This window comes from Pseudoduganella sp. LjRoot289, assembly GCF_964252925.1.
Classification (GTDB): domain Bacteria; phylum Pseudomonadota; class Gammaproteobacteria; order Burkholderiales; family Burkholderiaceae_D; genus Rugamonas.
The window spans coordinates 6,118,061-6,132,124 of sequence record NZ_CAXUPN020000001.1; the positions used below are offsets into that span (position 1 = coordinate 6,118,061).

The following is a 14,064-nucleotide window of genomic DNA, read 5'->3' on the forward strand; positions in this document are numbered from 1 at the left end:
TATTCATGGTATATCTGGCCCCTTCTGGGGTCAGGCCTGCATTTGGCCCCTTCTGGGGTCAGGCCTGCATTCTTGCGGTGCTGGTTGGCAATTTGCGCTGCGTGGAGGAATGACGATCCATGCACACTCCCGGAGTTTGCCTGCAAATGGCCTGCGTTCATAGTGCTGCGGAATCACCGAGCCTTAGCAACTTTTGCTGCCGGTTCGACGCCTTGCCCGGGCAGCGTTTGAATTCCTCGGAAATTGCTGCACGAATGCAGGCCTGACCCCAGCTGAAAAACGCACGAATGCAGGCCTGACACCAGCGGTTGGGCAGTCAGGAGGCGAGGCGGGATTCGTAGAGGGCGGCGACGAGGTCGGACTGGGTGACGATGCCGGCGAAGCGCTGCTCGGCGTCGATCACCGGGATGTGGTGGAAGCCGGAGTCGGCCATCAGCGGCACCAGGTTGACGATGGGCGTGGTCAGCGTGGCCACGGCCGGCTTGGTGGTCATGATCTGGCCCACCACCTCGGCCTTTTCGCTGTGCGTGAGTCCGGTGCGCGACAGGAAGCGGCGCAGCTTGTGGCGCACGCTGCGCAAGTCGTCCAGGCCGCTGTGGTTGAGGAAGTCGCTCTGCGTGACCACGCCGATCACCCGCCGCGCCCGGTTCAGCACCGGCAGCGCCGCCACCTTGTGCGCCCGCATGTCGCCCCAGGCCACGTCCAGCGCGGTGCCGAACTCGGCCGTCGCCACATCCTTGGACATGATGTCGCCACAGGTGATCACGCCGAAGCGGCGCTGGTAGGCGCGCAACTCGGTTTGCAGGAAGATTTCCTCCAGGTCGTCGCGGCTGACGTCGAGCACCTGGTTGTATTGCTTCAGCACCGCGTCCAGGTCTTCCGGCTTGAAGCCGAGCCGCAAGGTCGGCACCGGATCCTGCGTGGCATGCGGGTTCGGGTGCGCGGGCTGCTGCTGGTGCGGATAGCGGCGTCCGGTCGCGTTGTTGTAGAGCATGGCCATCACCACCATCATCACGCTGTTGAGCAGCACCGGCACCAGCGGGAATTCGAAGCCGGCCGCGTGCAGCGCGGGGCCGCCCATCACCGCCGACAGCGCCACCGCGCCGCCGGGCGGATGCAGGCAGCGCAGCAAAAACATGGCGCCGATCGCCAGCGCCACCGCCAGCGCGGCGACCGCCACCGTGTCGCCCAGCCAGCGCACGCAAGCCACGCCGACCAGGCCGGACACCACGTTGCCGCCGACCACGGACCAGGGCTGGGCCAGGGGGCTGGCCGGCAGGCAGAACAGCAGCACGGCCGAGGCGCCCATGGAGCCGACCAGGAAGATGTGGGACGGTTCCTGCGGCAGCAGCCAAGCGCTCAGCAGGCCGGTGACCAGCAGCGCGAGGATGGCGCCGGCGCAGGCGCGGGCGCGCTCGCGGAAACTGGTGTGGCTGGCCGCCGGCAGCAGTGCGGCGAGGAAATTTGTCAATGTCGGCAATGAGTTCATCAGGTGGGCAGTCCGTGGGATACGAGGTGCAGAGGTAGTGCGGTGGTGAATTTTATCTGTTCCATGGAAAACGCGGAGGAAACCCCCGTCAGCTGTACGGCTTTGATGAGTTTTTTGTAGAAACGGTCATAGCCTTCAATGTCGGTGGTGACCACCTTCAGCAGGTAGTCGATGTCGCCGCTCATGCGGTGGAATTCCTGCACCTCGGGCAGCGCCTGCACGGCGGCCGCGAAGCGCGCCAGCCATCGCTCGTCGTGCTGGCTGGTGCGCACGCTGACGAAGACGGTCACGCCCAGCCCGGCCTTGCGCCGGTTGACGATGGCCACGCGTCCTTCGATATAGCCTTCCTCCTCCAGCCGCTTCAGGCGTTTCCAGCACGGGGTGCTGGACAGGCCGACCCGCGCCGCCAGGTCGGCGATGGACAGCGTGCCGTCGAGCTGCAGGGCGCCAAGTATGGCGTAATCGTAGCGGTCTAGTTGGTTCATTCTATTATTCATCATAATTTGGCATGGGCATGCCAAATTATGCGCCAAAGCAGGGCGGTTTTGGAATATATGATTCCTGGGCATTGCGTAAGCTGTTGAGTATTCGCAATCCGAAAAACCAGCCCAGCCATGACCCCCGACATCTACCTCGACGGCAACGCCACCAGCCCGGTCCTGCCGGCCGCCATCGCGGCCGCCGTGCGCGCCATGGAAACGTGCTACGGCAACCCCAGTAGCAGCCACAGCACCGGCTTGCAGGCCAGGGCCTTGCTCGAGAGCGCCCGCCGGCGCGCGCTGCGGGTGCTGGGCGTGGAGCAGGGCCGTTTGATGTTCAACAGCGGCGCCACCGAGGGCATCCAGACCGCCGTGCTGTCGGCGCTGTGCGCCTTGCGCGAGCGCCAGCTGGCCGGCGGCGCCATCGGTTCTCTGCTGGTGTACGGCGCCACCGAGCACAAGGCGGTGCCGGAAAGCCTGGCGCACTGGAACCGCCTGCTCGGTTTGAACCTGACGCTGAGCAAGCTGCCGGTGGACGCCGACGGCCGCCACGACCTGGCCGCGCTGCGCGCGCTGCTGCCGAACACGGCCATGCTGTGCACCATGGCGGCCAACAACGAAACCGGCGTGCTGTCGGACATCGCCGGCATCGAGGCCTTGCTGGAGGACGCCGGCAGCCGGGCCTACTGGCTGGTCGATTGCGTGCAGGCGCTGGGCAAGTTCCACCTGCGCCTGGCGCGCAGCCGCATCGACTACGCGCCGTTCTCCGGCCACAAGCTGTACGCGCCCAAGGGCATCGGCATGCTGTATGTGCGCGACGGCGTGCCGTTTACGCCGCTGATTGTCGGCGGCGGCCAGGAGTCGGCCCAGCGTTCGGGCACCGAGAACATGGCCGGCGTGGCCGCGCTGGACGCCGTGCTGGCCGCGCTGGAGCAGGGCGGCGTGTTCCGCAGCCATGACGAGCTGCATGCATTCCGCGAGCGCCTGGCGGCCAGCCTGCGCCGCGCCCTGCCGGGCGTGGTGTTCAACGCCGCCTTCGAGCATGCGCTGCCGACCACGCTGAATTTCTCCGTGCCCGGCCTGTCGAGCAAGGAATTGATGGATGTGTTCGACGCGGCCGGCGTGCGCGTCAGCTCGGGCAGCGCCTGCTCGGCGGCCAAGGCCGCGCCCAGTTATGTGCTGCAGGCGATGGGCGTGCCGGACTGGCGCGCCGCCAGCGCGATCCGCCTGTCCTTCGGCCCGCTGGTGGACGACGCCACCATCGCCCGCGCCTGCGAGCGCATCGAGCGCTGCGGCGCCGCGCTGCGCGCCAGCGGCCTGGTCGCGGCCGGCAGCGCCTTGCCGCCGCAACAAGGCGTGTTGCAGTTGGGCAGCGGCGCAGCCTGCAGCTGGCTGGTGCAGGACGCGGCCAGCCGCAGCTGCGTGGTGATCGATCCGCAGCCTGAATTCACCGAGCGCATCGCGGCCCACGTGCGCGGCCTCGGCTATCGCGTGCTGGCCGTGCTGGGCACCACGCCGGGCACCGGCCCGACCACCTTGTCGCGCGCATTGAACCTGGCGCAGGCGGCGGACGCGGGCGGCGACGCCTTCGGCTGGCCGGCCGGCGGCGAACTGCTGGCGCTGGGCGGCCAGGCGCTGCGCCGGGTGCTGTTCGGTTCGCACCAGGCCGCTTATCTGCTGGGCACGGCGGTCGGCGGCCAGCTGCCGCCGTCGGCCGTGCGCCACGCCTTCACCGGTGCGCTGCAGCCGCGGCAACTGGCCGGCGTCGTGCGCGACGACACCCTGCTGTGCGCCGCGCACGACGCCCAGCAGCCCTTCTGCACCAGCTTGCGCGCCTGCGCGGCGGAGACGCCGGCCGCCGAGGCGGGCCTGCATCTGGACGCGGCCGGCGTGCAGGCCTTGCTGCGCCGCCATCCGGACGCAGTGCTGGTCGATGTGCGCGAAGGCTATGAGTACCTTGCCGCTCTGCAAGCAGAGCAAAGCGTGCCGCCCGCGCTGCAGGGCGGCAACATCATCAGCGTGCCGCTGGGCCAGCTAGCCGGCCGCATCGCCGGCTGGCTGGACGCGCCGGTGCCGCTGGTGTTCTTCTGCCGCAGCGGCAACCGCAGCAGCAGGGCCGCGCTGTGCCTGCGCCGCCTCGGACACGCGCAGGCTTACGACTTGGCCGGCGGCATCGCGCTGGCCCCGCCGGCTTCCCTGCCGCTGGCGGCCTGAGCCGGAGCGCAGCGCTGCCGGGGGCAGGCGGCCTGCATCAGGGTTTATTGTCTAGCCCGCGTTATATGTACGTCAGCGCACAGTGAGCTGCCGTGCGCCTCCGTAACATTGCTTGGATCATACTTTGACAATGTCGTCAGGGTCGATTGCGAGGTCCAAGTTGAACGAACATCCCACACTGTTGCCAGGCACGACGTTAGGTTTCCGGGAGGCCAGTTCGGGCTCCCTGCAGGCCGGTGCGGAGGACGACGATTCCCCCTTGCGCGCCGAACTGTTCAGCGCGCAGCAAATGGCGGCCCACGGCAAGACGCTGGCTGAAACGCATGAACTGAGCAAGCGCGGCGGCCCGGACCGCCTGCTGGCGCGCCTGGCCGAGAACGCGGCCGTCATCGCCCAGACCTGCGACGAGCTGACCGCCGCCGTCAAGAGTTCGCGCCAGATCACGCCCGCCTCCGAATGGCTGCTGGACAATTCCTACCTGATCGAAGAACAGATCCGCACCGCGCGGCGCCACCTGCCGAAGAACTACAGCAAGGAGCTGCCGCGCCTGGCCAAGGGCGCGCCGGACGGCACGCCGCGCGTGTACCGCATCGCGCTCGAAATCATCGCCCACGGCGACGGCCGGGTCGACCCGGAAAGCCTGTGCCGCTTTGTCGACGCCTACCAGGAAGTGGCCACGCTCAAGCTGGGCGAGCTGTGGGCCATTCCCATCATGCTGCGCCTGGCGCTGATCGAGAACCTGCGCCGCGTGGCCGCGCGCGTGGCCGAGAACCGCATCCAGCGCGACCTGGCCAACAGCTGGGCCGACCGGATGGTGGAGATCGCCGACAAGAACCCGAGCGGCCTGATTTTGCTGGTGGCCGACATGGCCCGTTCCAACCCGCCCATCACCAGCGGCTTCGTGGCCGAGCTGGCGCGCCGCCTGCAAGGGCAGTCGGCCACGCTGACCCTGGCGCTGACGTGGATCACGCACCGCCTGGCCGAATCCGGCCAGACCATCGAACAGCAGATCCAGACCGAGATCCAGCAGCAGGCCGCCGAGCAGGTCTCGATCGCCAACAGCATCGGCAGCCTGCGCTTCCTCGGCACCATGGACTGGCAGGAGTTCGTCGAGACCATGAGCGCGGTCGAGCAGACCCTGCGCCTGGACCCGGCCGACATCTACGGCGAAATGGATTTCGCCACGCGCGACCAGTACCGCCACGTGATCGAGAAACTGGCGCGCCGCTCGCAGCACACCGAATCCGAAATCGCCGTGATGGCGCTGCAACTGGCCGGCGCCCGGCGCGACGGCCCCGATCCGCGCCAGGCCCACATCGGCTACTACCTGGTCGGGCGCGGCGTGCTGGCGCTGGAGCAGCAGGCCGGCGTGCGCCTGCCCCTGCTGGCGTCCCTGCAGCGCACCACGCGCGCCTCGCCGCTGACGTCCTACCTGGGGGCGATCGCCGGCATCACCGTGGTGCTCTCCGGCCTGCTGGTCGAGCGCGCCGGCGCGCAGGGCGTGGCCGGCTGGCCGCTGGCGCTGCTGGCCGTGCTGGCGGTGCTGTGCAGCAGCCAGCTGGCGCTGGCGCTGGTGAACTGGGTCGCCACCTTGCTGACGCGGCCGAACCCCTTGCCGCGCATGGACTACAAGCACGGCATCCCGTCGGACGCGCGCGCGCTGGTGGTGGTGCCCACGCTCCTCTACAGCAAGGAGAACGTGACGGAACTGTGCGAGCAGCTCGAAGTGCGCTTTCTCGCCAACCGCGACAGCAACCTGCGTTTCTGCCTGCTGACCGACTTCGGCGACGCCAGGGAAGAAGTGCTGCCGGCCGACGCGGCGCTGTTGCAGCTGGCGCAGGACAGCATCCGCCGCATGAACGAGCAGTACGCTTCGGGCGAGGACGCCACGCCGCGCGGCGCGGCGGCCACGGTCGGCCCGGCCGGCCATGCGCCCGCCGGGCCCTTCCTGCTGCTGCACCGGCCGCGCCTGTGGAACGCGTCCGAGAACGTGTGGATGGGGCGCGAGCGCAAGCGCGGCAAGCTGGAGGACCTGAACCGCTTCCTGCGCGGCGGCGCGCGCGACCGCTTCTCGCTGGTGGTGGGCGACACCAGCGACCTGGAGACGTTCAAATACATCATCACGCTCGACACCGACACCCAGCTGCCGCGCGACGCCGCGCGCCAGTTCGTCGCCACCATGCAGCACCCGCTGAACCGCCCGCACGTCGATGCGCGCCGCAACCGCGTGACCGAAGGCTACGGCATCCTGCAACCGCGGGTGGCGGTCAGCCTGCCGAGCGAGCAGGCCTCGCGCTATGAAAAGCTGTGCGGCGGCGAGCCTGGCATCGACCCCTACACCCGCACCGTGTCCGACGTCTACCAGGACGTGTTCTACGAGGGCTCCTTCATCGGCAAGGGCATCTACGACGTCGACGTGTTCGAGCAGGTGCTGGGCGGACGGCTGCCGGACAACCGCATCCTCAGCCACGATCTGCTGGAGGGCTGCTACCTGCGCGCCGGCCTGCTGAGCGACGCCCAGCTCTACGAACAATACCCGGCGCGCTACAGCGACGACATCAGCCGCCGCCAGCGCTGGACGCGCGGCGACTGGCAGCTGCTGTCCTGGCTGGTGGGCCGGGTGCCGCTGCGCGGCGGCCAGCGCGAGCGCAATCCGCTGTCGGCGCTGTCGCGCTGGAAGCTGTTCGACAACCTGCGCCGCAGCCTGGTGGCGCCGGTGCTGACGGTGTCGCTGCTGCTGGCCTGGAGCGCGCTGCCCCAGCCGTGGTTCTGGACCCTGGCCGTGCTGGCGGTGATCTTCGTGCCGCCGCTGGCCAGCGCGCTGTACGACCTGCTGCACAAGCCGCGCGACACGCTGTGGACGCAGCACGTCAACGCCAGCGCGCGCCGCAGCGGCATGCAGTTCTCGCACGCGCTGCTGACCTTGGTCTTCCTGCCCTACGAATCCTGGTTCGGCCTGGACGCCATCGCGCGCGCCCTGTGGCGCATGCTGGTGTCCAAGCGCCACCTGCTGCAATGGCGGCCGTTCGCTCTGTCGCAGGAGGGCAAAAATTCCGGCAACGAACTGGCCGACTACTGGCGCATGATGTGGGCCTCGCCGGCGCTGGCGCTGGCGGCCGGCGCCGCCTTGCTGGCCTGGCGCCCGCAAGCCGCCGCTGCGGCCTTGCTGTTCCTGGCCGGCTGGCTGGCCGCGCCCGTGGTGGCGTGGTGGATCAGCCAGCCGCTGCGGCGCGAACAGGCCGTGCTGAGCGACGAGCAGAACACCTTCCTGCACATGCTGGCGCGTAAAACCTGGGCCTATTTCGACGCCTTCGTCGGCCCCGCGGACAACTGGCTGCCGCCGGACAACATGCAGGAGCACCCGGTGCAGGTGATCGCGCACCGCACCTCGCCCACCAACATCGGCATGGCGCTGCTGGCCAATCTGAGCGCGCACGATTTCGGCTACATCTGCGGCGCGCAACTGGTGGCGCGCACGGCCGGCACCATGCATGCGATGAGCCAGCTGGAGCGCCACCAGGGCCACTTCTACAACTGGTACGACACGCTGACCATGAAGCCCTTGTACCCCATCTACATCTCGACGGTGGACAGCGGCAACCTGGCCGGCCATCTGCTCACCCTGCAGCAAGGCCTGCTGCAGCAACTGGACGCGCCCATCGTGGCGCCGCAGGTGGTGGACGGCATCGGCACCTCCATCCTGGTGCTGCTGGAAGCGGTGGCGCAGACCAACTCCCGCGTGCCGGAGCCGCTGCTGTTGCTGCAGAAGGAGACGGCGCCGCTGCGGCCCATGTTCCCGGCCAACCTGATGGAGCTGCGCGACTGGCTCAAGCGCGCGGCCGAGGCCAGCGCGCAGTACTGCCACGTCGACCGGCCGGCCGATCCCACGGTGGCGATGTGGGCCGCCGCGCTGGCCGCGCAGTGCCGGGCGGCGCTGGACGACCTGCTGATGCTGGCGCCCTGGGTGGAGGCCGGCGAGGTGTTCGACGCCAACCTGGTGCGCATCCCCACCTTGCGCGAACTGGCCCTGATGCCGCAGAACGCAGCCCAGGGCGGCTACACGGCGTCCGACCTCGCGCCCAACGAACGCGAACGCCAGCACATCCTGGCCGGCCTGGTCGGGCAGGGCAGCGGCCACGCCCGCGAGCGCATGGAGCAGCTGACGCGCCTGGCGCACCAGGCGCAGGAGTACGCCCAGATGGAATACGGTTTCCTGTACAACCCCACCACCAACCTGCTGGCGATCGGCTACAACGTCACCGAGCGCCGGCTGGACGCCAGCTGCTACGACTTGCTCGCCTCCGAAGTGCGGCTGGCCAGCTTCGTCGCCATCGCGCAGGGCCAGCTGCCGCAGGAGCACTGGTTCGCGCTGGGCCGCCAGCTGTGCATGCTGGGCGGGCAGCCGGTGCTGCTGTCGTGGAGCGGTTCCATGTTCGAGTACCTGATGCCGCTGCTGGTGATGCCGAACTACCCGAGCACGCTGCTGGACCAGACCTACCATTCGGTGATCGCCGCGCAGATCGACTACGGCAAGCAGCGCAGCGTGCCGTGGGGGATCTCCGAGTCGGGCTACAACACGGTGGACGCGGCGCTGAACTACCAGTACCGCGCTTTCGGGGTGCCGGGGCTGGGCCTGAAGCGCGGCCTGGCCGACGACCTGGTGGTCGCGCCCTACGCCAGCATGATGGGCCTGATGGTGCACCCGGAGGCGTCCACCGCCAACCTGCAGAAAATGGCGGGCATGGGCTTCATGGGCCGCTATGGTTTCTACGAGGCGATCGACTACACGGCCGCGCGCCTGCCGCGCGGCCAGACCCAGGCGGTGATCCGCTCCTTCATGGTGCACCACCAGGGCATGGGCCTGCTCTCGCTGAGCTATTTGCTGCACGACCGGCCGATGCAGCGCCGCTTCGAGGCCGACCCGCTGCTGCAATCGACCCTGCTGGTGCTGCAGGAGCGCAGCCCGCAGGCGGGCGCCTTCTATTCCAACACGGCCGAGCAGGCCGCCATCCGCAGCACGGCGCAGGAGCAGGCCATGCCGATGCGCGTGCTGACGCAGCAGAACACGCCGGTGCCGGAAACCCAGCTGCTGTCGAACGGCCGCTACCACGTGATGGTGACCAACGCCGGCGGCAGCTACAGCCGCTGGAAGGACCTGGCGGTGACGCGCTGGCGCGAGGACAGCACGCGCGACAACTGGGGCAACTTCTGCTACGTGCGCGACCTGGACGACGGCACCTACTGGTCGACCACCTACCAGCCGACCTTGGCCGAGCCGCGCAAGTACGAGGTGATTTTCTCCGAAGGCCGCGCCGAATTCCGGCGCAGCGACCGCGACCTGGAGCTGTACACCGAGATCGTGGTGTCGCCCGAGGACGACATCGAAATGCGGCGCACCCGCATCACCAACAAGTCCGAGCGCCGCCGCACCATCGAGGTGACCAGCTACGCCGAGGTGGTGATGGCGCCGGCCGCCGCCGACGCGGCGCACCCGGCCTTCTCCAAGCTGTTCGTGCAGACCGAGATCCTGCCGCAGGAGACGGCCATCCTGTGCACGCGCCGCCCGCGCGGCAAGGACGAGCACATGCCCTGGATGCTGCACCTGATGACCTTGCACGACGCGGCCATCAACAACGTCTCCTACGAAACGGACCGCTCGCGCTTCATCGGCCGCGGCAACACGGCGATGGCGCCGCGCGCCCTGCTGGAGGCCGGCCCGCTGAGCGGCGGCGAAGGCTCGGTGCTCGACCCCATCGTCGCGATCCGCTACCAGATCGTGCTGGAGCCGGACGAATCGGCCACGGTCGACATCGTCACCGGCATGACGGACACGCGCGAGGCGGCGCTGCACCTGATCGATAAATACCAGGACCGCCACCTGGCCGACCGCGTGTTCGAACTGGCGTGGACCCACAGCCAGGTGGTGCTGCGCCAGCTCAACGCCAGCGAAACGGACGGGCAGCTCTACAGCCGCCTGGCCAACAGCGTGATCTACCCGAACGCCCTGCTGCGCGCCGAGCCGGCCATCCTGAGCAAGAACCAGCGCGGCCAGTCCGGCCTGTGGGCCTACGCCATTTCCGGCGACTTGCCCATCGTGCTGCTGCAGATACGCGACCCGGCCAACATCGAACTGGCGCGCCAGATGGTGCAGGCGCACGCCTACTGGCGCCTGAAGGGGCTGGTGGTGGACCTGGTGATCTGGTACGAAGACTTGTCCGGCTACCGCCAGGCGCTGCAGGACCAGATCATGGGCCTGATCGCCTCCGGCATCGACGCCCAGGCCATCGACCGCCCGGGCGGCATCTTCGTGCGCATGGGCGAGCAGATCGCGCCGGAAGACCGCATCCTGCTGCAGTCGGTGGCGCGCGTCATCATCAGCGACGAGCGCGGCACGCTGGCCGAGCAGCTCAAGCGTCCCGGCCCGGCGGCGCTGCGCATGCCGCCGCTGATGGCAGACAGCCGCGGCGAATACGACGAGGCCGGCCCGCACACCCACGCGCCGCACGGCCTGCAACTGGCCAACGGCATCGGCGGCTTCTCGGCCGACGGCAGCGAGTACGTGATCGTCACCGGCGAGGGCCAGCGCACGCCGGCGCCGTGGTCCAATGTGCTGGCCAACCCGCAGTTCGGCAGCGTCATTTCCGAGAGCGGCCAGGCCTACACCTGGCAGGAGAACGCGCACGAGTTCCGCCTCACGCCGTGGCACAACGACCCGGTGTCCGACGGCAGCGGCGAGGCCTTCTACCTGCGCGACGAACAGAGCGGCCATTTCTGGTCGCCCACCGCCTTGCCCGCGCGCGGCAGCGGCGACTACGTGACGCGCCACGGCTTCGGCTACAGCGTGTTCGAACACACGGAGGCGGGCATCGCCTCCGAGCTCACCACCTATGTGGCGCTGGACGCCGCGCTGCGCTACACCGTGCTCAGGATCCGCAACGAATCGCAAGTGCCGCGCCGCCTGTCGGCCACCGGTTATGTCGAGTGGGTGCTGGGCGACATGCGCTCCAAGTCCGGCATGCACATCATCACCGAGGTCGATCCGATCAGCGGCGCGCTGTTCGCCAGGAACCCCTACAACACCGAGTTCTCCGGCCGCGTGGCCTTCTTCAACGCGGACGCGGCGGGCCGCTCCGTGACGGCGGACCGCAGCGAATTCCTGGGCCGCAACGGCTCGCTGGCCAGCCCGCAGGCGCTGCGCCGCGCGCGCCTGTCCGGCAAGGTCGGCACGGCGCTCGACAGCTGCGCCGCGATCCAGGTGCCGTTCGAGCTGCTGCCGGGCCAGGAGCGCGAGATCGTGTTCCTGCTCGGCCTGGGCGGACGCCGCAACGCGGACGCCTCCAGCCTGGTGCAGAAGCACGGCGGCCTGGCCGCCGCCAAGGACGCGCTGGCCGCCGTGCGCGCGCACTGGGGCCGGACGCTGGGCGCGGTGCAGATCGCCACGCCGGAAGCGTCGCTCGACGTCATCGCCAACGGCTGGCTGATGTACCAGACCATCGCCTGCCGCATGTGGGCGCGCAGCGGCTACTACCAGTCGGGCGGCGCCTTCGGCTTCCGCGACCAGCTGCAGGACGCGATGGCCATGGTGCACACCGAACCGCAGTTGCTGCGCGACCATATCGTGCTGTGCTGCGCGCACCAGTTCCTGGAAGGCGACGTGCAGCACTGGTGGCACCCGCCGTCGGACCGCGGCGTGCGCACGCACTGCTCGGACGACTACCTGTGGCTGCCGCTGGCCGTGGCGCGCTACGCCACCACCACCGGCGACCTGAGCGTGCTGGATGAAACCGTGCACTTCCTGGAGGGCCGTCCGGTCAAACAGGAGGAGGATTCCTACTACGACATGCCGACCCGCTCCGGCACCGTGGGCAGCGTGTACGAGCACTGCGTGCGCGCCATCCGCAACGGCCTGCGCTTCGGCGTGCACGGCCTGCCGCTGATCGGATCGTGCGACTGGAACGACGGCATGGACAAGGTGGGCGAGGAGGGCAGGGGCGAGAGCGTGTGGCTGGCCTTCTTCCTGATCGAAGTGCTGCAGCGCTACGCCGAGGTGGCCGGGCAGCACGGCGACGCGGCCTTCGCCGCCGAGTGCCGCGAGGAGGCGCGCAAGCTGGCCGCCAACGTGGAGCAGAACGCCTGGGACGGCGCATGGTACCGCCGCGCCTATTTCGACGACGGCACGCCGCTCGGCTCGCACGAGAACGAGGAATGCCAGATCGATTCGATTTCGCAGAGCTGGGGCATCCTGTCCGGCGCGGCCAGCAAGGAGCGCGTGCACGGCGCCATGGCGCAGGTCGACAAGCGCCTGGTGCGGCGCGACTTCGGCCTGATCCAGCTGCTCGACCCGCCGTTCGACAAGGCCGACCTGAATCCCGGCTACATCCGCGGCTACGTGCCCGGCGTGCGCGAGAACGGCGGCCAGTACACGCACGCCGCCATCTGGACCGTCATGGCCTTCGCCAAAATGGGCGACGTCGAAAAGGCGTGGGAGCTGATGCGCATGATCAATCCGGTGCAGCACGGCAGCACGCCGGAAGCGTGCGCGGTGTACAAGGTGGAGCCCTACGTCGTGACGGCGGACGTGTATGCGGTGTCGCCGCACGTCGGCCGCGGCGGCTGGAGCTGGTACACCGGCTCGTCGGGCTGGATGTACCGGCTGATACTGGAGTCCCTGCTGGGGCTCACGCGCAAGGCCGACAAGCTGTCGCTGGTGCCGCTGATACCCGGGGCCTGGCCGGGCTACACGCTGAGCTACCGCTACGGCGCCAGCGTCTACACCATTGCCGTCAAGCGCGAGGGCGCACCCGGGCTGACGGTAGACGGCGCGCCGCAGCCCGGCGCCGAGATCCAGCTGGTCGACGACGGCCGGCCGCACAGCGTGGAGCTGCGCCTTCCGGCGGCGTAGGGCGGGTGAGCGGGCTTCGCCCGCGCAACCCGCCAGAACGGGCGCATCGTACGAACGTCACTCCTGCCGGAGTGACTTGAGAGCGCAGAGCGGCTCGGCGCCCCCGCGCAACCCGCCATGCATGTGCCTCGGCGGCGCTTGGTGGCTTACTGCAGGGTTCAGATCCCGAGCGACGCGCCCGCGCCCAGCAAGGTGGCCGCGCCCAGCGCCGCGAAGATGGCGGCGGCGATGCCGTGCACCAGCTTGAGCGGCACCCTGCCGGCCACGTTCTTGCCCAGGTAGACCGCCGGCACATTGGCCAGCATCATGCCCAAGGTGGTGCCGGCCACCACGGCCGCCAGGCTGTCGAAACGCGCCGCCAGCGCCACGGTGGCGATCTGGGTCTTGTCGCCCATCTCGGCCAGGAAGAAGGCCGCCACGGTGGCCGCGAACACGCCGTACTTCGCCGGCGGCACGGCGTCCTCGTCGATCTCGTCCGGCACCATGATCCAGGCCGCCATGGCGATGAAGGAGATGCCCAGTACCCAGCGCAGCACCTCGGGCCCCATCAGGCCCATGATCCAGCTGCCCAGCGCGCCGGCGAAGGCGTGGTTGGCCACGGTGGCGGTGAAAATGCCCAGCACGATAGGTATCGGACGGCGGAATTGCGCGGCGAGCAGGAAGGCGAGTAACTGCGTCTTGTCGCCGATTTCAGCGAGGGCGACGATGCCGGTGGAGAGGAGGAATGCTTCCATGTTGATAGAGTCTTCAGGGCCGGACGTTAACCAAAGATCCAGGGACGGCTCCGGCCCATGGCGGCCGCCCCTCGATCGATAGTCTCGTCAAGCCGCGGCTGCCTAAGCTGTGCCACGGCCATCTGCACCACGGCCTGCCGGCCGATTATGTTGACGCAGATTCTTCCGGCGGGACCGGAAGCCAACTACTCCCTAAAGTTCAGGCCGCATCATATCAGATCCGCCTTCCCTCGCCTTCCCTTTATG

The 14,064-nt window shown here is 69.0% G+C and carries 5 protein-coding genes and 1 riboswitch; of the genes, 2 read left to right on the forward strand and 3 right to left on the reverse strand.

Annotated elements, in window-relative coordinates; all coding sequences use genetic code 11:
* Positions 1-316 precede the first annotated feature (316 nt).
* Positions 317-1,489 carry an HPP family protein gene (locus ACSQ8Y_RS26330; protein WP_436269353.1) on the reverse strand — a complete coding sequence of 391 codons (1,173 nt, stop codon included), beginning with the start codon at positions 1,487-1,489 and terminating at the stop codon, positions 317-319.
* Complete coding sequence (locus ACSQ8Y_RS26335; protein WP_436269354.1) at positions 1,489-1,974, reverse strand: Lrp/AsnC family transcriptional regulator; 486 nt, start codon at positions 1,972-1,974, stop codon at positions 1,489-1,491. The genes ACSQ8Y_RS26330 and ACSQ8Y_RS26335 overlap by 1 nt, the downstream gene beginning before the upstream one ends.
* A gap of 129 nt (positions 1,975-2,103) precedes the next feature.
* On the opposite strand from ACSQ8Y_RS26335, the gene ACSQ8Y_RS26340 reads away from it, so the two are divergent.
* Complete coding sequence (locus tag ACSQ8Y_RS26340; protein WP_436269355.1) at positions 2,104-4,182, forward strand: aminotransferase class V-fold PLP-dependent enzyme; 2,079 nt, start codon at positions 2,104-2,106, stop codon at positions 4,180-4,182.
* Between the two features lie 160 nt (positions 4,183-4,342).
* Positions 4,343-13,084, forward strand: a complete 8,742-nt coding sequence (locus ACSQ8Y_RS26345; protein WP_436269356.1) for a GH36-type glycosyl hydrolase domain-containing protein — start codon at positions 4,343-4,345, stop codon at positions 13,082-13,084.
* Positions 13,085-13,242: 158 nt separating this feature from the next.
* Here ACSQ8Y_RS26345 and ACSQ8Y_RS26350 read toward each other — a convergent pair whose 3' ends face one another.
* A complete protein-coding gene (locus ACSQ8Y_RS26350; RefSeq protein WP_436269357.1) occupies positions 13,243-13,818 on the reverse strand; it encodes a TMEM165/GDT1 family protein in 576 nt (191 codons plus the stop codon).
* Between the two features lie 89 nt (positions 13,819-13,907).
* Positions 13,908-14,011, reverse strand: a riboswitch (yybP-ykoY riboswitch).
* Positions 14,012-14,064: the final 53 nt, after the last annotated feature.